This is a genomic window from Pseudopedobacter saltans DSM 12145 (assembly GCF_000190735.1).
GTDB classification, from domain to species: Bacteria; Bacteroidota; Bacteroidia; order Sphingobacteriales; family Sphingobacteriaceae; genus Pseudopedobacter; species Pseudopedobacter saltans.
Map to the genome: position 1 here is coordinate 4,505,504 of NC_015177.1, position 23,110 is coordinate 4,528,613.

Annotated in this window: 13 protein-coding genes; all 13 read left to right on the forward strand. The window is 38.0% G+C overall.

Going from position 1 to position 23,110, the window contains the following annotated elements; genetic code table 11:
- Positions 1-185 precede the first annotated feature (185 nt).
- Positions 186-3,338 (forward strand): SusC/RagA family TonB-linked outer membrane protein, encoded by a 3,153-nt coding sequence (locus PEDSA_RS18825; RefSeq protein ID WP_013634759.1) that lies wholly within the window; start codon positions 186-188, stop codon positions 3,336-3,338.
- 10 nt (positions 3,339-3,348) lie between these two features.
- A complete protein-coding gene (locus PEDSA_RS18830) occupies positions 3,349-5,100 on the forward strand; it encodes a RagB/SusD family nutrient uptake outer membrane protein (protein WP_013634760.1) in 1,752 nt (583 codons plus the stop codon).
- A 55-nt stretch (positions 5,101-5,155) separates the two neighbouring features.
- Entirely contained in the window at positions 5,156-6,562 is a 1,407-nt protein-coding gene (locus tag PEDSA_RS18835) for a DUF4979 domain-containing protein (RefSeq protein ID WP_013634761.1), read from the forward strand.
- 73 nt (positions 6,563-6,635) lie between these two features.
- Entirely contained in the window at positions 6,636-7,916 is a 1,281-nt protein-coding gene (locus PEDSA_RS18840) for an alginate lyase family protein (RefSeq protein ID WP_013634762.1), read from the forward strand.
- A gap of 185 nt (positions 7,917-8,101) precedes the next feature.
- Positions 8,102-9,382 carry a DUF4979 domain-containing protein gene (locus PEDSA_RS18845; RefSeq protein ID WP_013634763.1) on the forward strand — a complete coding sequence of 427 codons (1,281 nt, stop codon included), beginning with the start codon at positions 8,102-8,104 and terminating at the stop codon, positions 9,380-9,382.
- A 271-nt stretch (positions 9,383-9,653) separates the two neighbouring features.
- Positions 9,654-10,955 (forward strand): glycoside hydrolase family 88 protein, encoded by a 1,302-nt coding sequence (locus tag PEDSA_RS18850; protein ID WP_013634764.1) that lies wholly within the window; start codon positions 9,654-9,656, stop codon positions 10,953-10,955.
- Between the two features lie 23 nt (positions 10,956-10,978).
- Positions 10,979-11,863, forward strand: coding sequence for an ROK family protein (locus PEDSA_RS18855; RefSeq protein ID WP_013634765.1), 885 nt, complete (start codon positions 10,979-10,981; stop codon positions 11,861-11,863).
- Between the two features lie 15 nt (positions 11,864-11,878).
- Complete coding sequence (locus tag PEDSA_RS18860; RefSeq protein WP_013634766.1) at positions 11,879-13,312, forward strand: glycosyl hydrolase family 28 protein; 1,434 nt, start codon at positions 11,879-11,881, stop codon at positions 13,310-13,312.
- Between the two features lie 14 nt (positions 13,313-13,326).
- The gene (gene fucP, locus PEDSA_RS18865) at positions 13,327-14,562 is read left to right on the forward strand and encodes an L-fucose:H+ symporter permease (protein WP_013634767.1); all 1,236 of its coding nucleotides are present in this window, start codon (positions 13,327-13,329) and stop codon (positions 14,560-14,562) included.
- A gap of 108 nt (positions 14,563-14,670) precedes the next feature.
- Positions 14,671-16,563, forward strand: a complete 1,893-nt coding sequence (locus PEDSA_RS18870) for an alpha/beta fold hydrolase (protein WP_013634768.1) — start codon at positions 14,671-14,673, stop codon at positions 16,561-16,563.
- A 166-nt stretch (positions 16,564-16,729) separates the two neighbouring features.
- Positions 16,730-18,676, forward strand: a complete 1,947-nt coding sequence (locus PEDSA_RS18875) for a glycoside hydrolase family 127 protein (protein WP_013634769.1) — start codon at positions 16,730-16,732, stop codon at positions 18,674-18,676.
- Between the two features lie 28 nt (positions 18,677-18,704).
- A complete protein-coding gene (locus tag PEDSA_RS18880) occupies positions 18,705-21,443 on the forward strand; it encodes a hypothetical protein (RefSeq protein WP_013634770.1) in 2,739 nt (912 codons plus the stop codon).
- A gap of 3 nt (positions 21,444-21,446) precedes the next feature.
- Entirely contained in the window at positions 21,447-23,075 is a 1,629-nt protein-coding gene (locus tag PEDSA_RS18885) for a hypothetical protein (RefSeq protein ID WP_013634771.1), read from the forward strand.
- Positions 23,076-23,110 lie beyond the last annotated feature (35 nt).

Consider the following 23,110-nt stretch of genomic DNA (forward strand, 5'->3'; position numbering starts at 1 on the left):
TTGACATTAATTTAATAAAGATGTGTGATTGTTAGCAAAATGGTAATTTTTCTTTGATTCTATTGAATTAATAGAAAAAGTGCAAAAAATCAACTAAATCGGTTTAGTTTTTATTAAGTTTGATTAAGAAAATAAATAGTTGAAGAATTAATATTCTAAGAACCAATAAATCTAAGTAATAAATTATGAGAATCATTTTACGAAAAGGTGTCAGCTTGGCTTCGCTTATGCTGTTGGTATTCGGGTGTGTTTTGCCAGCATCCTATGCCCAACAGGTTGTAAGAGGTAAAATAGTTGATGCCCAGGACAAACAGCCTATTATTGGCGCGGCGGTAAAGATTAAAGACTCTGCAGCCGGAACGCAAACAGATGCTGATGGCAATTTTCAATTAAATGCAGCAACAGGTGCTGTGTTAGAGATAAGTTACATCGGTTATCTTAAAAAAGAAATTACCGCAAATTTCTTTGATATCATGCAAATAGCATTAGAGCTGGATAATAAACAGTTGGAAGAGATTGTAGTTGTGGGATATGGAACTCAAAAGAAAGAAACTTTGACAGGTTCTGTGACAAAAGTCGATGCAAAAGCTTTTCAAGACAAAGGCCCTTTAGCGAGTCCTATACAAGCAATGCAAGGACAAGTGCCTGGAGTTATTATAACACGTTCATCAGGAGCACCGGGGGATGAATCTTGGTCAATGAGTTTAAGAGGGGCTATATCTAAGGCAACCGCAGAACCTCTGGTTATTATTGATGGTGTTGTGTATGATAGTTTTAGAGAGTTGAGATTGTTAAATCCGTCTGATATTGATAATATATCTTTTCTTAAAGATGCGTCGGCAGCGATTTATGGTTCACGGGCAGCAGGAGGGGTAGTATTGGTAACAACTAAGAAGGCAAATGCAGGTAAGGCAGTAGTAGAATTTAATACTTTATATACGAGGAAGGAAACCGGTTTGCAACCACGTTTAATGAGTATGGATGAATGGGCTGCCGGAGTGGTAGAAGCGAGAACAAATGATGGTTATGGAGCTGATGATGTTTGGATACGCTATGCAAATTTAGCTCTGGCAAATAAAGGTGGATATATAGATGCAAGAAATTTAGCTAATGCACCTATTCCGGGAGCTTTTTTAGACGTGAAAGATTTTGTTTTCTTAGATAATAACTGGACAGATATTTTATGGGGCGGAGCCAATTCGACACAAAACGATTTGAGCATTTCTGGAAGAGGTGAAAAAGGCGGTTATAGACTTTCTTTTGGTTATTTATATGATGGCGGGACTTTACGTTATGGTAATAACAATAATAATAGATATAATATTCGGTTGAATAGCGACTTTAAGGTAAGCGAACGCTTTAGTATAGAATCTGTTATTTCTTACAATGTGCAAGATCAGGTAATGCCTACGATGATTGGTAATGTTCTTGGTCAGGGATATCCCCAGCCAGGTTTTCCAGTGTCAACTTTAACGGGTAAGCCATATGCTTGGGGTGGGCAATATACACCAAATTGGTTTGCTGAGGCAGGAGGAGATAACCGTCTTAAAGTTGGGTCTACTAACATAAGTGAAACTTTCCGTTTTAAACTAATAGAAGGTCTGCAGTTAGTGAGTAATCTTGGATATAATACCAGTACGGCAATTAGAGATATGAAGCAAAATCCTATAGAGTGGTATAACTACAAAGGAGATTTGCTTGTTCAAAATAATCCTACACAACAGAATAGCTATTATCAAAAAAGTACGGCTAAGACTGACTTTTATTCAGGATCAATTTTTCTTCAGTTCAACAGGCATTTCAATCAAACTCATAATATCGGAGCTACGTTGGGTGGACAATACGAATTTAAGAATTATGATTACTATTTAACAAAAGTAACAGATATCAATAGTTCCCTATCTGCTATTAATGGAACAGGAACGATCACAATGGATAAGGCCAGAGAGCAATATGCTTTGGGGGCGTATTTCGGACGATTAACTTATGACTATAAAGCTAAATACCTGTTTGAAGCAAATGGTCGTTATGACGCTTCATCAAGATTTGATAGGATAAATCGTTGGAATTTATTCTACGGTTTTTCAGGAGGTTGGAGAATATCTGAAGAAGACTTGGTAAAAGATTTTGGTGTATTTGATGAGTTAAAGTTAAGGGCTTCATACGGGGTAGTTGGAAATCAGGCTGGAGTCGCACTTTATGATGGTCAGCAATTATATAATCAAGCGACTGGGACTGGGGCTTATTTAGGATCAGCAAAAGTAAGCTACGTGACAACTAATGGAAGATTAGTCTCATATGATCGTACTTGGGAAAGAATTCAGAACTATAATTTAGCGCTGGATTTTGCCCTGTTCAAGAACAAGTTGTCGGGTACTTTTGAACGTTTTATTAAAAGGAATAATAATATGTTCCTTCAGGGGCAATATCCTGCAATGTTGGGAGCAAATGCTCCTGAAATAAATATGGGAAAATTTAAGTCTAATGGATGGGATGCTATTTTAAATTGGTCAGATAAAATAGGTGAATTTAACTATAACTTAGGTGGTGTATTTACTTTTGCAGAGAACAAAATTGTTGATTACGGAGGACAAAACTTTGCAACATCAGGGGGACTAATTCGAGAGATACAAAGCTATGCTTTGAACTCTATTTTCGGTTTAAAATATGCTGGTCGTATTCAGACGGAAGAACAAAGACAGGAATATCTTGATAAATATAATGTAGGCAATGGCATCGGTTTAAGTAGTGCCATTAGAGTGGGTGATAATATGTATGAAGATATAAGTGGAGATGGAATCTTAAATTATGATGATCTGGTTTACTTAGGAACTGATGATCCAAAGATATCTTATTCGTTTAACGCCGGTGTGGGGTATAAAGGATTTGATTTCTCTGTAATATTTCAAGGAGCAGGTCAACGAGTGACTTTTAGGGATGATGTGAACTGGAGACAACCATTTCGTTCTGTATATCTGAATACAACGAATCAATCCGTGGGAAATCATTGGACGCCAGACAACCCCAATGCACATTTTCCTAAGTACTCTACGAATGGAACTATAAATACTTATAACTATCAGGCATCATCATGGTCAGTTGAAAATGGTAATTATTTGAGATTAAAAAATATTGTCCTTGGTTATACATTGCCTCAAACGGTAATCGGTAAATTGAAAGGCTTTTCAAAATTAAGAGTGTACCTTGCTGGCCAGGATTTGTGGGAAGTAACCCATATTAATGACGGGTGGGACCCAGAAGCGACAAGAACTGTGGACGCGGCGAGACGTTACCCATTTAATAGGTCGTTCACAGCAGGTATTAATGCAACTTTTTAAGATTAAGGTTATGAAAAGAAATTATCAAAAATACTTTACAGCTTTATTTTTCGTGACGGCATCTATGTTGCAGGTCAGCTGTAATAACATTCTGGATTTGGATCCAAAAGCACAAATTGCGGATGGGAACTATTGGAAAAAAGCAAACGATTTCAAACTGTTTGCAAATAAATTTTATGGTTGGAGACGTGATTTTGGTAGTTCTGTTTATGATTCTCCACATAGTGATAGACGGTCCGATTTAATGACGTCTACAAGTGCCAATGTATGGAGTAATGGAACAAATTCTATTCCTGCTTCAGATGGTAATTTTTCTGGAGCATTTAGTAAGGTTAGAGACGTAAATACATTAATTTTGAAGGCTGAAGCTTATAATAAGCCAGAGGAAATAGCTCAATATGTTGCAGAAGCCAGATTTTTTAGAGCATATACTTACTTTGATTTGCTTCAATTATTTGGAGATGCTCCGATTATAAAAAATATCACAGATGTAACTGATCCTATACTAAGTTCGGGAAGAAACTCTCGAGCAGAAGTCGCTGATTTCATTATCGAAGATTTACAGGCTGCTATACCTAACCTGCCATTACAAAGTGCTATACCTGCATCTGATGCGGGAAGAGTAAGCAGAGGGGCGGCACAAGCCTTTCTTTCTAGGGTGGCTTTGTTTGAAGGTACTTGGCAAAAATTTAGAGGTAATACATCTAGAGCAATTATTTTATTGGATATTGCTGCGAACTCAGCAAAAGAGGTTATAAATAGCAATGAATACACATTGTTTAAGCCCGCTGTATTAGGTGATTCTGCGCAAAAATATCTGTTCATATTAGAAGATGCAAAATCTAATCCGGCGGGTATCAAAAAATCAGAAAACAAAGAGTATATTTTTGTTAATCGCCATGATGAGGTATTGAATCCTATTGGACAAAATATTACTCAGGAAACATTTGCAAACGTACAATTTGTCAGTAAAAAGTTTGCAAATATGTATCTAACACAAAATGGCTTACCTATAAATCATCCTGGAAATACGCAATTTCAGGGATATGCTACTATTGTTTCTGAGTATACTAATCGTGACAATCGAATGAAATATACCCTTATGCCACCAAAGCGAGCATATTGGAGAAATAATAGCCCAAGAGTAACTTGGTTGGGAGATGCAGCAGATCGTGCTTCTGCCGCATTTACTTCTTATATTCCAGGAGCAGGAGGCAGTGGTTATAATAACCAAAAATGGGCAGCAGAAAGGGCAGTTCCAGACCGTTCAGAAGGCTATGATTATCCAATTATTCGTTATGCGGAAGTTCTATTGAATTATGCTGAGGCTGTTTACGAAAGAGACGATGCAATTTCGGATGCGGATTTGGATATATCATTGAATCTGGTAAGAAATAGGGTAAATATGGCAATGCCTAAACTAAGTAACGCTTTTGTAAATACAAATAGTTTAGAAATGCGTACTGAAATAAGAAGAGAACGTACAGTGGAGTTATTTAATGAAGGTTTTAGAATTGATGATTTAAAACGATGGAAGACTGCCGAAACTGAAATGCCTCTGAATATATTAGGCATTCGATGGACAGGTACAGAATATCAGACAACATCAGGTTGGAGTACAATTTCGCGTCCAAGAAATTCGGAGGGAGATATCGTGATTGAATCTGGACGGGTTTGGGAGCAAAAGCATTATTTGTATCCTATACCAGCAGATCAGTTAAAACTGAATCCCAATTTAAAGCAAAATCCAGAATGGGAATAATTTATCTGTCCTCAAGTAAGGCAGCTTTAATCAAAATTTAAATCGAACTTTTAAGATGAGAAATTTTATAAAAAATATACAAGAAAAAGGAATGCTATTTGGGATTGTTATGACGTCTTTGGTAATCTTTTCTTGTAGTGATTCTTTAGTAGACCAAATCGCGGTAGAAAGAACTGTTATAACAAATATTCAAATAAAAACAACTACAGAATTGCCTTTGTTAATTGGGAAAGATAGTTTGTTGACCGTTGTTTATGCGCCAGAAAGCCCTTCTAATTCGAAATTGGAATGGAGTAGCAGTGACGAGAGCATAGCTAAGGTTTCGCAAGAGGGAAGAGTAAGTGCAATGGCATTAGGTGCAGCTAAAATTACAGTGAAATCTACAGACGGTAGTGCCAGAGCATCAAGTATTGACGTGAGAGTGATTAATAGTATAGATTATATAACAGGCATTACATTGACATCTGCAAGTGCTCAGTTGTTTGAGAATGAAACTTTATTACTTAACGCAGCTATTGCGCCATTAAACGCTACTTATAAAACATTGAAATGGACGAGCAGTGATAACTCTGTAGCTGTGGTTTCGGAAACGGGTGACGTGACAGGTGTAAAAGAAGGAACGGTAACTATTACTGCGTCTGCGACAGATGGCAGCGGAAAGAAAGGAACCATATTATTAACCGTGAAAAAAGTTATTCCTTTAACTGGAATTGCCATTAGTACAGTAATTAATGAAACTTTAGCCATTGATCAGTTATTGCCTATAGAGGTAACACTTGCTCCATCTAATGCGACAGCACAATCTTTAGTGTGGTCTTCTGATAATCCAGCGATAGCTTCGGTATCTAATACAGGTATTGTTAAAGGGATGGGAGACGGAAGGGCTACTATAACAGTATCTGCAAAAAACGATTCTAATATTAAGGCTACTATTACGGTAGTCGTTGAAGCTGGTAAGATAAATGACACATTTTTAGTTTCAAATTCAGTGTGGAAAGTGGCTACTGCAAATTCGTCAAGTGTAATATCAGATGGGTTGTTCAAGGCTACTATGGCGGTCCAGTCTGTAGGTCCTCCGATTAAATACAGAGCAGATTTTCAGAGAAATGGAGGGGCGATTCTTCATGCAGGGAATTATCCAATTATAGCATTTAAATTTAACAGACCAATAGGAGCAGGAAATATAGTTTTTGATACCAATAATGGTTCGTATTTGAATGGAAATAATAAATTGACAACCTTAACCGCAAAAGATGGAATACAAGTGCACTATGCAGATCTAAGTACAGGTACTTTCGGACCAAGTGCTGTTAAATTATCAACACTAACAGCTACAACATTAACGGTTTTTCAATTGAAAATAGCTGATTTTGTATTGGCAGATGGAGATAATCATTACGAAGTGTATTGGGTGAAATCATTTAAAACGGTTGCTGATTTACAAGCTTACATCAATCAATAAAAATATTTATAAGGTGCTTTCTGAGGAAAAATAATTGTATGCTATCTTCAGAGGCATCTTCAAAAATAGCGTTATGAGAAGCGGAATTTCAAAGATAAGTTTTAGCCTGTTGCTGGCAGGCGCTTTAACAATAGGATGTAAAAAGTCTGGAGGAGACCAAACACCGAATCCAGATCCAAATCCTCCAGTATCTGCTATTAAAATAGTACATCCTGGAATGCTGCACACTGCAGATGATCTTGCTTTTGTGAAAATAAAAGTGGATGCTGGTCTGTCACCATGGAAAGAAGGATATGACAAATTTAACACCAGTACACATTTGAATCTAAGCTATACAGCTAATCCTACAATAAAATTAATCAGAGGGGGCAATTCTACAGAAGAGCCGTCCCCAGATAATTATGCAAATGCTTTTAGAGATTCGCATGCCGCATATCAAATGGGGATTAAATGGAAGTTAACAGGAGATGACCGTTGGGCAGCAAAAGGTGTGGAGATCTTAAATGCCTGGGCTGGTACTTGTAAGTCTATTAATGGCGATAGTAATAAATTTTTAGCTTCTGGTATTTATGGTTTTACTTTTGCCAATGCAGCAGAACTATTAAGAAATTACAGTGGCTGGAAAATTGAAGATTTTACAGCCTATAAAAAATGGATGTTGGATGTCTTTTACCCATTGGCTTTGGACTTTTTAGAGAGACATAATGGAGCATGCAATTCCCATTACTGGACTAATTGGGATGCCGCAAATATGTGTTCCGTTTTGTCTATAGGAATACTAACAGATGATGTGAGTAAGGTTAATTATGCCATTAATTATTTTAAGAAAGGTATTGGTAATGGTAATATAGATAATGCAGTGACAGCCATACACAAAGTAAACGGCGAAGTTTTGGGACAAGGACAGGAATCAGGAAGAGATCAGGGACATGCAACACTGGTGATTTCCCTGTTGGGCTCTTTTTGTCAAATGGCCTATAATGTTGGTGAGGACCTTTTTGCCTATAAAGATAACAAATTCTTAGCTTTGTGTGAGTATACAGCTAAGTACAATTATTCCGATGCATCGGGTATATTTCTTTATAATGTCCCTTTTACGGAATATATAAGGAAATATAATGTCAATTGTTCGGCTTCCGAGACCTTAACAACCGTATCAGCCGTAGGAAGAGGTGAGTTGAGGCCGTGTTGGGAACTGGTATATAATCATTATGCGAAAGTAAAAGGTATAGAAGCTAAATATTCCAAAATGTTTGCTGAAAAAGTCCGTCCTGAAGGAGGGGGGAGTCATTATGGTCCTAACAGTGGAGGATATGATCAATTAGGATTCGGTACTTTATTGTTTTCTAAGTAATAAAGGAATAAGGGCATGAAATAGATCATGCCCTTTATTTTAAGATCATATTATTCTCTATTAATCCCATACATATTCTTATAAATACTAATTGATAGAGGAATTCCCTATGTATCAAAAATATAATTGTCTTCACTCATTTTTAGTTGGTTAAGAGCAGGTGATCATTATAAATTAAATCAATTATGCACATTTTTACTAAATTAAATTTAACAGTTGCATTGGTGGTGGGTTTAGCTTTTGGGGTAGATGCACAAACAGAAAAAGCGTTAAATCACGATTTCAGAACTGGAAATCTTTATAGCTGGCAAGTAGATCCGGGACAGAGTTATTCATCATTGGCTATTAATAGCAGTTTGAATCCTGTCAGAATGATAATTAAGCAGGGACAGGCAAATAACGCCGAAAATACCAATTACAGATCCGATATACGCGTTACACCATTAGCAGGTAATGCGCTGAACCCGGAAATAACAATTTATAAACAGTATCCTGTGGTTGCTATTAAATGGAAAAGACCTGTTTCTCGTAGTGTAACCTTTGACGATACATCATTAGGTACGGTAACCAGCAACCCGGGAATTACTTTTGATACCGATAAAGGAGATTACAAAAGAGGAAGTAATAATGATACCCGATTAACAGTAGATGATTATACCGTTTCTTATTGGAATATGGCTACAGGTTTATTAAGGGCCAATGGAAGTAATAATGTCTACGCTTTAACAGGTCATGCAGCAACATTGCCTACGGGTACAGATCAATTTATAACAGATTCTATTCAGTTAGGTAGAATTACCATAAAAGTAGCGGATATTAAGATGTCAGCAACAGAAAAGGCAAATGGTATGAACTTAATAGATGTACTTTGGATAAAAACTTTTCCATCTGTGGAGGCGTTACAGGCATATATTGAGGGAGGTGAAACACTACCGGTTTCTTTGTCAAACTATAAAGTACAATTACAAAATAATGGTAATGTCGCGGTAAATTGGACTGTAGAATCAGAATATAATAATGATTATTTTACCGTAGAACGCAAACAGGCAAACGGAGAATTTATGCGGATAGCAAAAATACCTTCTAAAGGTACGGGATCATTAAGTTACAGCATCATAGATAATAATGCAGCTGCAGGAGTTAATTATTATCGATTGGCTCAAGTAGACAAAGACGGTACGAGGATAGAGCTTGGAATTCAGTCTGTAAATGTAGCTTTAAGTAATGAAAGTAATCTTAAAGTGTTCCCTCAGCCGATTATAGGTAGTGAGCTTATTTTTACTTACAATTCAAAACTACCGACTTTGGAGGTGCAGTTATTGGATGTAACAGGTAAAAAGGTGCTTAGGGATAATATTACAGCACTAGAGGGCAATAATTATACTGTAAAACTGAAAAATAATCTTGCTGCGGGTGTTTATGTTTTATTAGTAAATAATCAGCAACATAAAGTGGTAATTAAATAAAAAGCTGATTCAAGGAGAAGGTAAACATGTATGGTATTAGCCGGACAGTTTACCTTTTTTTGTTTGGAGTGAGCGTTTAGCTGTTTTTAGAATTTATATCATTTTTATTCTTTTAGTCGGTAAGTTTAGTTTTTGTTATTTTTCTAATTTATATTCTAAAACTTTGTAAAGTTGTAATAAACTGGATAAAAATATTTAAAAATGATAAAAGTTGACACAATTCACTAAACCGATTTAGTTTTTATTATATTTGAAATATACAATTATATACATGTTAAATAATCGGTTGGTTTATTATAATAAGGCTGGTCTTCTGTATTATAGGCAGAAGCCAGTTAATTTGTTGGTAAGACGGGTAAATACCTTGTTTGTTTTAAGTTGTTCGGTTTGTTTAGTGCTATTGCTGTTTGCTTGCTCATCTGATAAACAGTTTAGTACAGATGAAAATATAGTGTACTGTGAAAAGCAGGTTTTCAAGACATTGGCTTCTATTCCACTAGATACGCCAAATATTCCAAGAAATATCAAAGATGACGAAGGTAATTGGCGTTATGTAAATTATAAAGATTGGACCAGTGGTTTTTGGCCGGGTACTTTATGGTATTTGTATGAAGCCACTAAAAATGATTCTTTAAAGCAAGAGGCCGAAAGGTTTACTTCCGAACTTTATAATCTTTCTATAGAGCCGGCATTTGATCACGATTTGGGATTTCAGATTTTTAATTCTTATGGTCATGCTTATAAGTTGACCGGTGATGAAGAATATAAAGAAGTGGTGTTGCGTACCGCAGATACGTTAGCCACTTTATATAATCCGAAAGTAGGAACAATACTGTCGTGGCCACGTTCGGTACCAAATATGGAATGGCCGCAACACAATACCATTATAGATAATATGATTAATCTGGAGCTGTTATTCTGGGCGTCAAAAAATGGAGGAACAAAAAATCTGTACGATATAGCAGTTCGACATGCGGAGACCACAATGAAGAATCATTTTAGGAATGACTACACCTCTTATCATGTAGTGGTTTACGATAAGGATTCAGGGGAAAGAATTAAACAGGTTACCCATCAGGGATATGCAGATGAGACCATGTGGGCGAGGGGGCAATCCTGGGCTATTTATGGTTATACCATGGTTTATCGGGAAACTAAAGACCAGAGATTTTTAGATTTTGCACAGAAAGTCACTGATGTTTATCTGGAGAAATTACCGAAGGATTTGATTCCTTACTGGGATTTTAATGCTCCCGATATTCCAAACGCTCCTAAAGATGCTTCAGCAGCCGGGGTGGTAGCTTCTGGTTTATTGGAACTCTCTACTTTTGTAAAAGATCAGAATAAAGCGAGACATTATCGGGAGGTTGCAGAAAAGATGATTACCAGTTTATCTTCTGCTGAATATCAAAGCAGGGATAAAAATTCGGCTTTCATTACCCATGTAACAGGTCATAAACCAAACGGAACGGAAGTAGATACTTCTATCAATTATGGCGATTATTACTATATAGAAGCGCTAGTAAGGCTGAAAAAATTACAGCAGGGAATTGGCTTAGGTAAAAATCTATAATTAGCAGATACGATTATAATATAATGGATAACAAGAATATTGTTGTAGGGGTTGATGTTGGCGGGTCGCATATCACCGCGGCATTAGTTGATATTAACAGCAGAAGTTTGATTGAGGGAACTACAGTTAGAAAAGCGGTAGATAGTAAAGGGAGTGCAGCTGAAATTTTATCGGTATGGAAAGCCGTAATTAAAGATACCTCTATGATTGGAGGATGTAGTATAAAGCGAATAGCTTTTGCGATGCCGGGGCCTTTTAATTACGAGAATGGAATAAGTTTGATCAAAGGGGTAGATAAATATGAAAGTTTGTATGGAATGAATATCAAAAAGGAACTTGCCGACTGTTTTAATATTCAGGACGACCAGATTTTATTTCGTAATGATGCTGAAGCATTTTTACATGGAGAAGTAGCTGTTGGAGATTTTGATATCACAGATAAGATTTTAGGCTTTACTTTAGGAACCGGATTTGGATCTGCTTATAGTTACCAGGGAGATACCAGAGATTTGGGTATTGGTCTCTTGCCTTTCAAAGAGACTATTGCCGATGATTATTTGACCACAAGGTGGTTTCGTAATATGTATGGAACAAAAACGGGGCAATTTAACAATGTGCAGCAAATCAGCCAGCTGGCTCAGGAAGGTGATGACACAGCCTTACAGCTATTTAATGAATTTGCTGATAATTTAGCGGAGGTGCTTGGCAAACAGATAAAAGAAATTGACGCTGTTCATATTATTCTTGGGGGGAATATTTCTAAGGCACAGGAATTCTTTTTGCCGCGTACCCAGTATCAACTGAATCAAGAAGGTATATTTCCTCAGTTTTATTTAGCCAAACTAGGCGAACAATCAGCTATTGTGGGTAGTGCCTATTTGTTTGCCCCACTATTTGATGTGATATAGAATATATTTTACAATATGAAAAATACTGTAGCTGCTTTTTTTGTTGTCTTTTTTTACTGTTTATCTACTGGTTATGCGGCTGATAAGCTAACAGTTTACAATTCACCTGCAGGAGCTTTGCTGAATACAGATTTTTTGGTAAAAGTAAGACAGGAAGGCAGGGAGTGGAAAGCTATTCCCAATCATCTGATTAAAGTAGACGAAGTAAAGGATACCAAACATCAGGTTAAAGATGCTTCCATGGCCTACTTTGATTTTTCAGGAAGTGTAGAAGTTTCGGTAATCTTTAATAAAGGAGATATTAGTACAGCCAGGATAAGGCCACTTTCTTATGGAATAGAGCCGGAAATCAACGGCAATACCTTAACGTTTAAACTGAACCAGCCCCGTAATCTTTCAGTAGAGGTAAACGGAGACATTTTTCATAATCTCCATTTATTTGCCAATCCTATTTTGGAAAGCGTACCCAAAAAAACAGACCCCAACGTCATTTACTTTGGGACCGGTATTCATGAGTTTAAAGACAAAGTGTTTAATGTCCCTTCGGGGAAGACAGTTTATATAGCAGGCGATGCTATTTTAAGAGGACAACTTTTGGTACATGATGCAAAAGATGTGAAGATTATTGGCAGGGGAATGGTAGAGCATACGGTGAAGATGGGTGTTCATATAGCTAACTCTAAAAATGTTCTGGTAGAGGGGATTTTTACTACACAATGTGCAACCGGAGGATCAGACAATGTAACCATCCGCAATGTAAAAAGCATCAGCTATTATGGCTGGGGAGATGGGATGAATGTATTTGCTAGTAAGAACGTTTTTTATGATGGAGTATTTTGCAGAAATTCGGATGACTGTACCACCGTATATGCAACCCGAAAAGGATTTACCGGCGGAGCTAAAAACATAAGCATGCAAAATTCCACACTCTGGGCAGATGTTGCTCATCCTATTTTTATAGGGATTCATGGTAACGCGGATAATCCTGATATTATAGAAAACCTAACCTATAAAAATATAGATATTCTGGACCATCAAGAAGTGCAGATAGATTATCAGGGCTGTTTAAGTATCAATGCAGGCGATAATAATCTAATACGCAACGTTCGGTTTGAGGACATCAGGATAGAAGATTTCAGACAAGGGCAACTGGTAAATCTGCGTGTCTTTTATAATGAAAAATATTGTGCAGCCCCGGGCAAAGGCATAGAAGATATTTATTTTAAGAATATCAGCTATAATGGAAAAAATGCCGAGTTATCTATGATATCGGGATATGATGAGCACAGAAAAGTCAAAAACGTGACTTTCGAAAATTTGAAAATAAACGGCAAATTAATTTATGACGATATGCCCGATAAACCTAAATGGTATAAAACGGGTGATATGGGAAGAATTTTTATAGATCATCACGTAGAAGATGTTAAATTTATCAAAACTCAACAATAAACCACTATAAGCGCATGTCACAAAAGGCCAATTTTACAGAAAAGAAATTTTTAGTAACGTTTGTATTCGTTACCTCTTTATTTATGCTTTGGGGAGTTGCCCACTCTATGAGCGATGTTTTGAATAAGCATTTTCAAAACGTACTGCATGTTAGTAAATCTCAGTCGGGCTTAATACAACTATCAGTATTTGGCGCATATTTCGTTATGAGTATTCCAGCAGGACTGTTTATGAAGCGCTTCGGTTATAAATTAGGAGTATTGCTGGGCCTTTCTCTGTTTGCAGGAGGCACATTTTTATTTGTACCTGCAGCCAATGCAGAATCTTTTGGCTTTTTCAGGATCGCTTTGTTTATTCTGGGATGCGGGATGGCAACATTGGAAACCGTGGCGCATCCGTTTGTAGCATCTTTGGGAGACCAGCGAACCAGCGACCAGCGGATGAATTTTGCGCAGTCCTTTAACGCGGTAGGAACCATTATAGGTCCTGTGCTGGGGTCGTACTTTTTGCTAAGGGCGTCTTCGCATGAAGTTACAAATAGTTTAGATTCGGTGAAGAACCTGTATATGTATATTGGCGTTTTTATACTGTTGATTGCAATCTCATTTGCTTTTGTCAAAATTCCTGCATTGATAGACCCACATACAGCTACCGATGCAGATGAACCGGAAGCGGTTAATGTTGATTTAGCCCCGGGAAAGAAGTTATTTCAGCATAAACATTTCGTCTGGGCAGTAGTTTCACAGTTTTTTAATGTAGCTGCACAAGCCGGAACCTGGGCTTATTTCATCAATTATGGTGTAGAAGTAATGGGGTTTACAGATTCAAAAGCAGCCAATTACATGGTACTGTTTATGGTTTTTATGATGATTGGCCGTTTTGTGGGCACTTTCTTAATGAAGTATATAGAACCAAATAAGCTGTTAGCAGCTTTCGCTTTGGGAAGTATTGTTTCCTGCATATTAGTGGCACAAGGTTGGGGTTGGGCATCTTACATCGCTTTGTTGATGATTAACTTCTTCTTTAGTATCATGTTCCCAACTATTTTTAGCCTCGGTTTAAAAAACTTAGGAAAACATACGCAACAGGCTTCATCCTTTATTTCGATGGGAGTTGTAGGCGGAGCATTTTTTCCGCTGATTATGGGAACCATAGCAAACCATGATGTTGCACATGCTTACTATTTGCCAATAGTTTGTTACCTGATCATCTTCCTGTTTGGAGCGAGGTTTTATAAGGTTCAACGATAATATTCTCTTTGAAGTTAGTTTAACTTCTACGGATAGAAGGCAAAATCGGAGCGGAAAAAGACAAAAAACAGGAAGCAAACTAGAATTGATGTAAGACTTTAAAAATAAATGAGTTTAATAAGATTACATATTATTCTTTTAGCGTCGTTGTTGATGAATGAGAGTATCGTAAAGGCTCAGAAAAACAACTGTGATTTTACTCTGCTTGACAGAAAAGTACAGGCTTGGGTAGATTCTGGTTATTACGAAGGTACGTCGCTGATAATTGCACAGGACAATAATATTATCTACGAAAAGTATTTTGGTAACTATCAGCCGGAAACGGAAGCTTATGTAGCTTCTGCCGGAAAATGGCTTGCTGCCGCAACCATTGCTGCGGTGGTAGACGAAGGAAAACTTTCCTGGGATGATAAAGTAAAAAAATGGTTACCCCAATTTACCGATAGCAAAGGAAAAGCTACCTTAAGGCAACTTTTCTCGCATACGGCAGGTTACCCGGATTACCAGCCAAAAGGAGAGCGGCCCGATAACTATCAGACGCTGGAAGAATCCGTAAGACATATTGTTGCCTTGCCTGCCGATACCTTACCGGGGACAAAATTTCAATATGGCGGTCTGTCTATGCAGGTGGCCGGTCGTATGGCAGAACTGGCAACAGGGAAAAATTGGGAGCAGCTGTTTCGTGAGAAAATAGCAAAGCCATTGAATATGAAGCACACTGCTTTTACACCTGTAGATGAGACTCCCGGTCATAATCCCATGTTGGGCGGTGGGGCGAGAACAAGTCTAAGAGACTATTTTAACTTTCTGAAAATGTTCGCCAATAATGGCATTTTTGAGGGGGAAAGAATACTTTCTCAAAAAGCCATAGACGAAATTGCTGCTGATCAGGTACTGGACGCGAAAGTAAAGCCGCATGAATTCCCCGAAGAAGTAAGAGTTGCTTACCATCATGGAATATATGGTTTGGGTATGTGGCGCGAAGAGGTAAATGAAACAGGTAGTGCCATATTGTTAAGCAGTCCAAGCTGGGCGGGCGCTTATCCGTGGATAGATAAAACAACAAATACCTATGGATTTCTATTAGCCAGGGTTAAAGAAAATAAAAATGGTTTCAATGCCTTTTATGCAAGTCCGGTTTTGACTTATCTGGTAAGGGATATTTTGCATAAGCACAGCCAAAAGAAAGTAAAGACAGGTTATGTGAAAGTTGAACAGAATACGAAACTGTATTATGAAATCAGCGGAAGAGGAGACCCATTAATATTACTGCATGGGCATTCTTTCGATCATCAGATGTGGGATCCCCAAATAGCTGTTTTAGCTTTAAAATATCAGGTAATCCGTTATGATCTGCGTGGTTATGGACGTTCGGATATGCCACAGGAAGGAAAGGAATTTCTGCATGCAGAAGATCTGTTGAAATTAATGGATGCTCTAAAAATTGAAAAAGCGCATATCGCAGGTCTGTCTTTAGGAGGTTTTGTGACTACTGATTTTTTAGCGCTACATCAGAATAGAATGCTGTCTGCAACGATGGCAAGCGGAGATATCTTTAATGTGCCGGGACCGGATGAACCCTGGACAGCGACAGCGCTTTCCAAAAGGAAATCTGAGATTAAACAATATCAAAAAGAAGGTATACACCAGAACAAGAAAAAATGGTTTAATGCGCTAACAACAAGGGATGGCAAACCTTTGTATGCCATAAAAAAGCCGGTTTGGGAAGCCATTTATAAATGGGACGCCTGGCAGCTATCACACGCAGAACCAAGATTAGTACTAGGCAAATCTGTAAAGGAGAAACTGAGGACTATGAAAGTAAATATTCCGGTAATGGTATTGACTGGAGATGCCGATTTACATCGTCAAAATGAATTGTTGCCATTAATTCCCGGAGCAAAACAAGTTGCTATAAAAGGTGCCGGGCATATGAGTAATCTGGAAAATCCAGAAGGTTTTACAAAAAGTTTAGTGAGTTTTTTAAATAATAAATTTTAGAGTTTTAATAAGTCGGAAGAAGGATATGCGAAGCCTGATTGGCCATAAACAATAGTCCATAAATACAAACATATAAATTACTGCTTCCGCTTCCCGATGAATCGGGATTTAGTGTGAAGTAAGTACTGTTTGTGGTTATTAGGATAGATTAAAATTGAAAAGAAAAATGAGAAAGATTTCTGCTACTGTACTGATTTTATCGCTGTTTCCAATAGCTATGTTTGCACAATCGGTCTATCCGGGGCAACACAGAAATAAAATCACAAAACACTTACGGGGAGACGTAAAAGTATATAGTTTCGATTTAAAAGATGTGCGTTTGCTTCCTTCGGCATTCAGGGACAATATGGAAAGAGATTCCAAATGGTTGATGTCGCTGGATGTAAATAGATTATTGCATAGCTTTAGAAATACAGCAGGAGTATTCTCCAGTAAGGAAGGGGGCTATATGACCATAAAAAAGCTTGGTGGCTGGGAATCTTTGGACTGTGACCTTAGAGGCCATACTACGGGGCATATTATGTCGGCTTTGTCTTACTTGTACGCTTCTACCGGAGATGAGCGCTACAAGATTAAATCGGATAGTATTGTAAACGGCTTAGCCGAGGTACAATATGCATTAACCAAAGTGGGCCAAAATGGATTTATTAGTGCTTTCCCGGAAAATTTTATCAATAGAAATATTGCCGGGCAGAGCATTTGGGCACCATGGTATACCTTACATAAAATTTATGCAGGTTTAATAGATCAATACCTCTATTGTGGAAATGAGAAGGCGTTGGATATAATGACAAAAGCAGCTTCGTGGGCTTATCAAAAATTAATGCCTTTAACCGAAGAGCAAAGGGCTACCATGCTGCGCAACGAATTTGGTGGTACTAACGAAGCTTTTTATAATTTGTATGCCATTACGGGTAATCCGGAGCATCTGAAACTGGCCGAGTTTTTCTACCATAACGCGGTGCTTGATCCTTTGGCAGAACGTAAAAGCGATCTTTATTTTAAACATGCCAATACTTTTATCCCAAAATTGATAGGCGAAGCCCGTAACTACGAACTGAATGCCGATAAGCGCTCTAAAGACGTTGCCACTTTTTTCTGGGACGAAGTAGTTAATCACCAAACTTACTGTACCGGAGGAAACAGCCATAAAGAGAAATTCATCCATACAGATAAAGTATCAGAAAACTTAACGGGATATACACAGGAGACATGTAATTCCAATAATATGCTAAAACTGACACGTCATTTGTTTAGCTGGGATGCCAACCCAAAATATGCAGACTTTTACGAGCGGGCACTATACAACCATATTCTGGGGCAACAAGATCCGCAAACAGGAATGGTAGCCTATTTTCTACCTCTATTGCCTGGTTCGTATAAAGTATACAGCACTGCCGAGAACTCTTTTTGGTGCTGTGTAGGTACAGGTTTTGAAAACCATGCTAAATATGGCGAAGCTATTTATTACCATAATAACACGAACCTTTACGTGAACTTGTTTATCCCTTCTGAATTAACGTGGAATGAGAAAGGTGTAAAACTAAAGCAGGAGACAGTATTTCCCGAAAGCGATTTAGTAAAACTAACGGTGCAGACAGCAAAAAGCCAAAAATTTGCACTGAATTTACGTTATCCTTACTGGGCTTCCGGAGTACAGGTAAAAATAAATGGAAAAGCCGTAAAGGTGAAGCAAGTGCCATCAAGTTATATCGTGATAGACAGAACTTGGAAAAACGGAGACCAAATAATAATAAAATATCCGATGAGCCTGCATTTGGCAGAAGCTAACGATAATGTAGACAAAGCTGCTGTAATGTATGGGCCATTGGTACTGGCAGGTATGATGGGAACTGAAGGTATGCAGCAACCGGCACCGTTTTCTGACCCGACTGCATATAATGACTACTATACTTACGACTATAAAGTACCATTAAATTTAAAAACAGCTATTCGCATAGATAAAAGCAATTTGAATAAATCAATTCAACCAGTGATTGGTAACCCCTTGGTGTTTAAAGCTGAAGAAGGTGTGGAATTAGCTCCTATTAGCCGCATACATCATCAACGTTATGTGGTTTATTGGGATTTAATTAAAAATGCTGAACGTTGATCCTATACTGAAATAAAGATACATGGTTATGAGAAAAATAATTTTGCTGATAAGTTTGTTGTTTCCATTTATTGTCAATGCGCAGGAGGTTAATATTCCTTTGCCTAAAAACTTACCACAGACACATCCAAGATTGTTAACTGGTCCGGACCAAAAACCTGTTCTTCAAAAATTGGTAGAAAATGAGTCCTGGGCTAAAGAAGTGCTGGACGGTATCTATAAACGCATAGACCCCTATGTGGCCAAAACTCAAAAGCAGCCGGATTGGTTACTATCCAGACTAATGATGTACTGGAAAAGCAAAGCTACCAATGTATATATCAATGGAGGTGTATACACCCGGGCCGATGGTGAAGCACCGGTACCAACCGTACGTTTTGGAAGCACCAGAGGAGTAAGCTCGCCTATTAAAAGGCCTAAACTGGAAGATATTATCCCTTATATGGATGATACGAAGGGCGTATATTTCCACAATACGGCTAAGGCAGGAAATCCATTGGAGTGGGTAGACCAATCCAATGTATCGGGAATGAATATTGAGAGTGTCAACAATGAAATTTTGCGATTGGGGCGTGATGGTGCTTTTATCTACTGGTTGACCGGAAATGAAAAATACGGAAAATTCGCTTATGACGTGTTTAATACCTATATGACTGGGATGTATTATCGTAACAGGCCCTACGATTTAGGAAATGGACATGCTCATACCCTGGCCGGAATGTCGACATTCGAAGTGATACAGGAAGCTATATTGCCTGATTTAGCCGCATATTATGATTTCTTATATGAGTACATCAGGAAAAAAGATCTGGCTAAAATTGCTGTATTTGAAGAAACATTCAAAAAGTGGATAGATGTTACCATTCTGGATGGTGTGCCGCACAATAACTGGAATTTGCATCAGGCAAATATTATTTTACCCGTAGCGATGATTTTAGAAGATAGTAAATCTTATGCCGACCAAAAAGGTAGGGAGTACTATATCAACCATATATTAAATGTATCTGCTCCGCGTCAATGGGCTATACCCCGATTGATGAAATATGGATATGATTTTGAAACCGGGGTGTGGAACGAAAGCCCTGGCTATGCACACAGTGTGACCAAAGAGTTTATGCACTTTATTCAGAATTATGACAATACCTTTAACCAAAATTTGTTGCCATATACTCCTGTGATGCATAAGGCGGTGAAGGTATTGCCACAGTATTTGTTTCCTAACGGAATGATTACTGCTTTTGGTGATAGTTATTATGGCGAATTGAATACGGATGCCATTAAGGATATGATTCGTATGGCGCAGAAATACAGTAATAAAGAAAATGAAGCTACGTATACTGCAATGTACAAGTTGTTAAATCGTAATGCGTCTGCCATTACCCAACAAGCTAAACCTGCAGTTCAGGTGTCTTCTTTCTTTACACAAAAGCCACTGCAGGTAAAAAGCAATATTGAGAAAGCCAAACTTTCGGATTATGTAACGCCAACTTTTTATGCGCCCAATGTAAGCTGGCTGGTTCAGCGCAATAAGTATGATAGTAAAGAAAGCGGTTTGATGATTTCTCAGTATGCCTCTTACGGAAATCACGCACATTCCAATGGTGTTGCTATAGAGCTTTATGGTAAGGGTTACATATTGGGGCCCGATTTGGGAATAGGTTCATCATACTTCGAGAAACCTTATTTGGAATTTTATTCGCAGTTTCCGGCACACAATACGGTAATGGTGGATGGGATTTCCAAATATCCTGAAATGCTGAGTAATCACCCCTTTGACTTACTGGCGCATTATCCCGTTTCGGGTAAAAAAGATGGTTATTACCCGGATATTACTTATTCGAGCGTTTACTTTTTGGAACCCGAAAGCCGTAGTGATCAAAACCGTTTCTTAAGTATTGTGAGCACAGGCGAAACCACAGGGTATTATGTAGATATTTTCCGTTCAAAAAAACAGCGGCAGGGAGATAAGTTTCACGACTATTTTTACCACAATCTTGGTCAGCAGCTATGGGTAAAAGATGCCAATGGAAATAATCTGGACCTGAAACCCAGTGAAGAAATGGCTTTCGCAGGCGGACATTTATTTGCGCTGGATTATATGTGGGATAAGCGTTCGGCCAAAACAAATGGTAATTATACCGCTACTTGGAAAATGGCAATGCCAGACAGCAACCACGTATACATGAATTTATGGATGAAAGGATACGAAGGCCGTGAGGTATTTACCATTAAGTCGCCGCCTGTAAAATCTTTCAGAAGCAATGCGGATTTTCCTTATGCGGTAGATAAGTCTCCTGCATTAACTATTTCTGCCCGTCAGCATGGCGAAGCATGGAACCATCCGTTTGTATCGGTATATGAACCAAGTACAGAAAAAGAAGGGAAGTCTATCGAGTCTATCTCTTCATTTGAAGTACAGCAAGCCTCTCCCGATTTTGTAGGGCTGATAGTAAAAAGCAAATCGGGTCGTACTGATTATATTTTCTCATCTGTAAAAGATGGGGCGGTGCAATACCGGGGAATGACAGTGGATGGAACTTACGGCGTTGTGAGTGAGGTTGGTAAAGATTTTACCCTGTTTTTGGGCAATGGGCAAAAGATAAGCGCTAAAGGTTTTACCATAGAAAGCGCCGAGAAAGCCAACGTGGTATTGAGCTGTAATAATGGAGAATATTATTTTACAAGTGACCAGCCTGTACTAATTACCACGGCTAAAAAACGAAAAGTTAAAATGGAACCTGCAGACTATAAATTGATAAAGCTGTAGTACATGAAAATCCTTGTTTTCCATCGGCTGGCTTGTTTTAAGATAGTAAAGGTGTTTTTGCTTTTGTCGCTCACATTCGTTAATTATCTATTTGGCCAGTCTGTTTGGCAATGGCGTGTGCCTATGCGTGATGAACAAGGCAAGATAAAGAGCGATTATGCAAATGCTTTTTTATGGATTCCTGAAAAGTGTAAGAAGCTGAATGCGGTTATATTGGTACAGCATAATATGATTGAGGAGGGGATTCTGGAACATCCAAAATTCCGAAAACAGATGATGCAACTCGGCATAGGAGAAATATGGCTTACCGATAATATTTCACAAAGTTTTGCTCAACAAGAACAAGATAATGCAGCCGTAAACAGAATACTGGATGAGTTAGCGGATAAATCAGGATATAAAGAATTGAAACACATTCCGATTATTCCAATGGGACATTCTGCAATGGCAACCTATCCATGGAATTTTGCATTAGCTAATAAAGAAAGGACATTGGCTGTAATTTCCTTAAAAGGAGATGCCCCATCAACAAATTTAACTGGTTATGGGAGAGCTAATGTAAACTGGAAGGATAAAAATATAGATGGCATTCCCGGACTAATGGTAATGGGAGAGTATGAATGGTGGCAGGACAGAATAACTCCGGGTTTCAAATATATAGAACAACATCCCAATTCACCCATTACCTGGTATGCAGACGCCGGTAGAGGGCATTTTGATTCCTCTGAACAATTAATAGGTTTGCTGAATTTGTTTATTAAAAAAGCAAAGGAACACCGATTCGTAGAAGGTTCTGATGCTTTAAAGCCTGTTGATGTCAAATCAGGTTGGTTAATGGAAAGTTGGAAAAAAGACAATTTTGCCCCAGTTTATCCAGCAAAGTATGTTGAATTTAAAGGTAACCGTTCCACAGCATCCTGGTGTTTTGATGCTGAATTAGTAAAATACATCGAGCGTGTTTACAAAAGACAGGCAGGAAAGGAACAACAATATCTGGGCTATATACAAAATGGCCTTGTCGTAACTCCAAAGAAAACACATGCCAATTACCATTTGCTTTGGCAATCTCAGGCAGATGGTGTAACCTTTAATGTAAGAAGCTTTTTTGCAGATAGTTCGAGAGCAAAGCCGACAACAAGGCATGCATCCAATAAAATCCGTATCGATAGAATCTGTGGGCCGGTGAAAAAGATAGATAATACCACTTTTCGGATAGCACATACCAGAATTGGCTTAAATAATCCCAAGAGGTCGAATGATATCTGGCTACTGGCATCAAACAATGGCGATTCCCGCTACAAAAGCGCAGTTCAGCAAGCCTTACTTACTATACCTAAGAATACAGAAGGGAAATCTCAGACAATTGACTTCTCTCCTATGAAAGATCAGCAAATAGGTGTTAAGAAATTGCGCTTACATGCAGTTTCTGATGCCGGTTTAAAGGTGTCTTTCTATGTGAAAGAAGGTCCTGTTTATATAGATAACAGTGAATTAATATTTACCAAGATACCGCTATCAGCTAAGTTTCCTGTAAAAGTAACTGTAGTGGCATGGCAGATAGGCGTAAACAATGAGAAGCAAAAAATACAACAGGCTACTCCGGTAGAAAGAAGTTTTTATATACATAAATAAGCCTAGGGCTTAAAGCGGAAGGCGAAAGCTATAAA

Bases quoted from the DNA above. Each gene is read 5' to 3' on its own strand.
- PEDSA_RS18825 (WP_013634759.1), top strand. From the start codon at position 186: ATGAGAATCATTTTACGAAAAGGTGTCAGCTTGGCTTCGCTTATGCTG.
- PEDSA_RS18830 (WP_013634760.1), top strand. From the start codon at position 3,349: ATGAAAAGAAATTATCAAAAATACTTTACAGCTTTATTTTTCGTGACG.
- PEDSA_RS18835 (WP_013634761.1), top strand. From the start codon at position 5,156: ATGAGAAATTTTATAAAAAATATACAAGAAAAAGGAATGCTATTTGGG.
- PEDSA_RS18840 (WP_013634762.1), top strand. From the start codon at position 6,636: ATGAGAAGCGGAATTTCAAAGATAAGTTTTAGCCTGTTGCTGGCAGGC.
- PEDSA_RS18845 (WP_013634763.1), top strand. From the start codon at position 8,102: ATGCACATTTTTACTAAATTAAATTTAACAGTTGCATTGGTGGTGGGT.
- PEDSA_RS18850 (WP_013634764.1), top strand. From the start codon at position 9,654: ATGTTAAATAATCGGTTGGTTTATTATAATAAGGCTGGTCTTCTGTAT.
- PEDSA_RS18855 (WP_013634765.1), top strand. From the start codon at position 10,979: ATGGATAACAAGAATATTGTTGTAGGGGTTGATGTTGGCGGGTCGCAT.
- PEDSA_RS18860 (WP_013634766.1), top strand. From the start codon at position 11,879: ATGAAAAATACTGTAGCTGCTTTTTTTGTTGTCTTTTTTTACTGTTTA.
- fucP (WP_013634767.1), top strand. From the start codon at position 13,327: ATGTCACAAAAGGCCAATTTTACAGAAAAGAAATTTTTAGTAACGTTT.
- PEDSA_RS18870 (WP_013634768.1), top strand. From the start codon at position 14,671: ATGAGTTTAATAAGATTACATATTATTCTTTTAGCGTCGTTGTTGATG.
- PEDSA_RS18875 (WP_013634769.1), top strand. From the start codon at position 16,730: ATGAGAAAGATTTCTGCTACTGTACTGATTTTATCGCTGTTTCCAATA.
- PEDSA_RS18880 (WP_013634770.1), top strand. From the start codon at position 18,705: ATGAGAAAAATAATTTTGCTGATAAGTTTGTTGTTTCCATTTATTGTC.
- PEDSA_RS18885 (WP_013634771.1), top strand. From the start codon at position 21,447: ATGAAAATCCTTGTTTTCCATCGGCTGGCTTGTTTTAAGATAGTAAAG.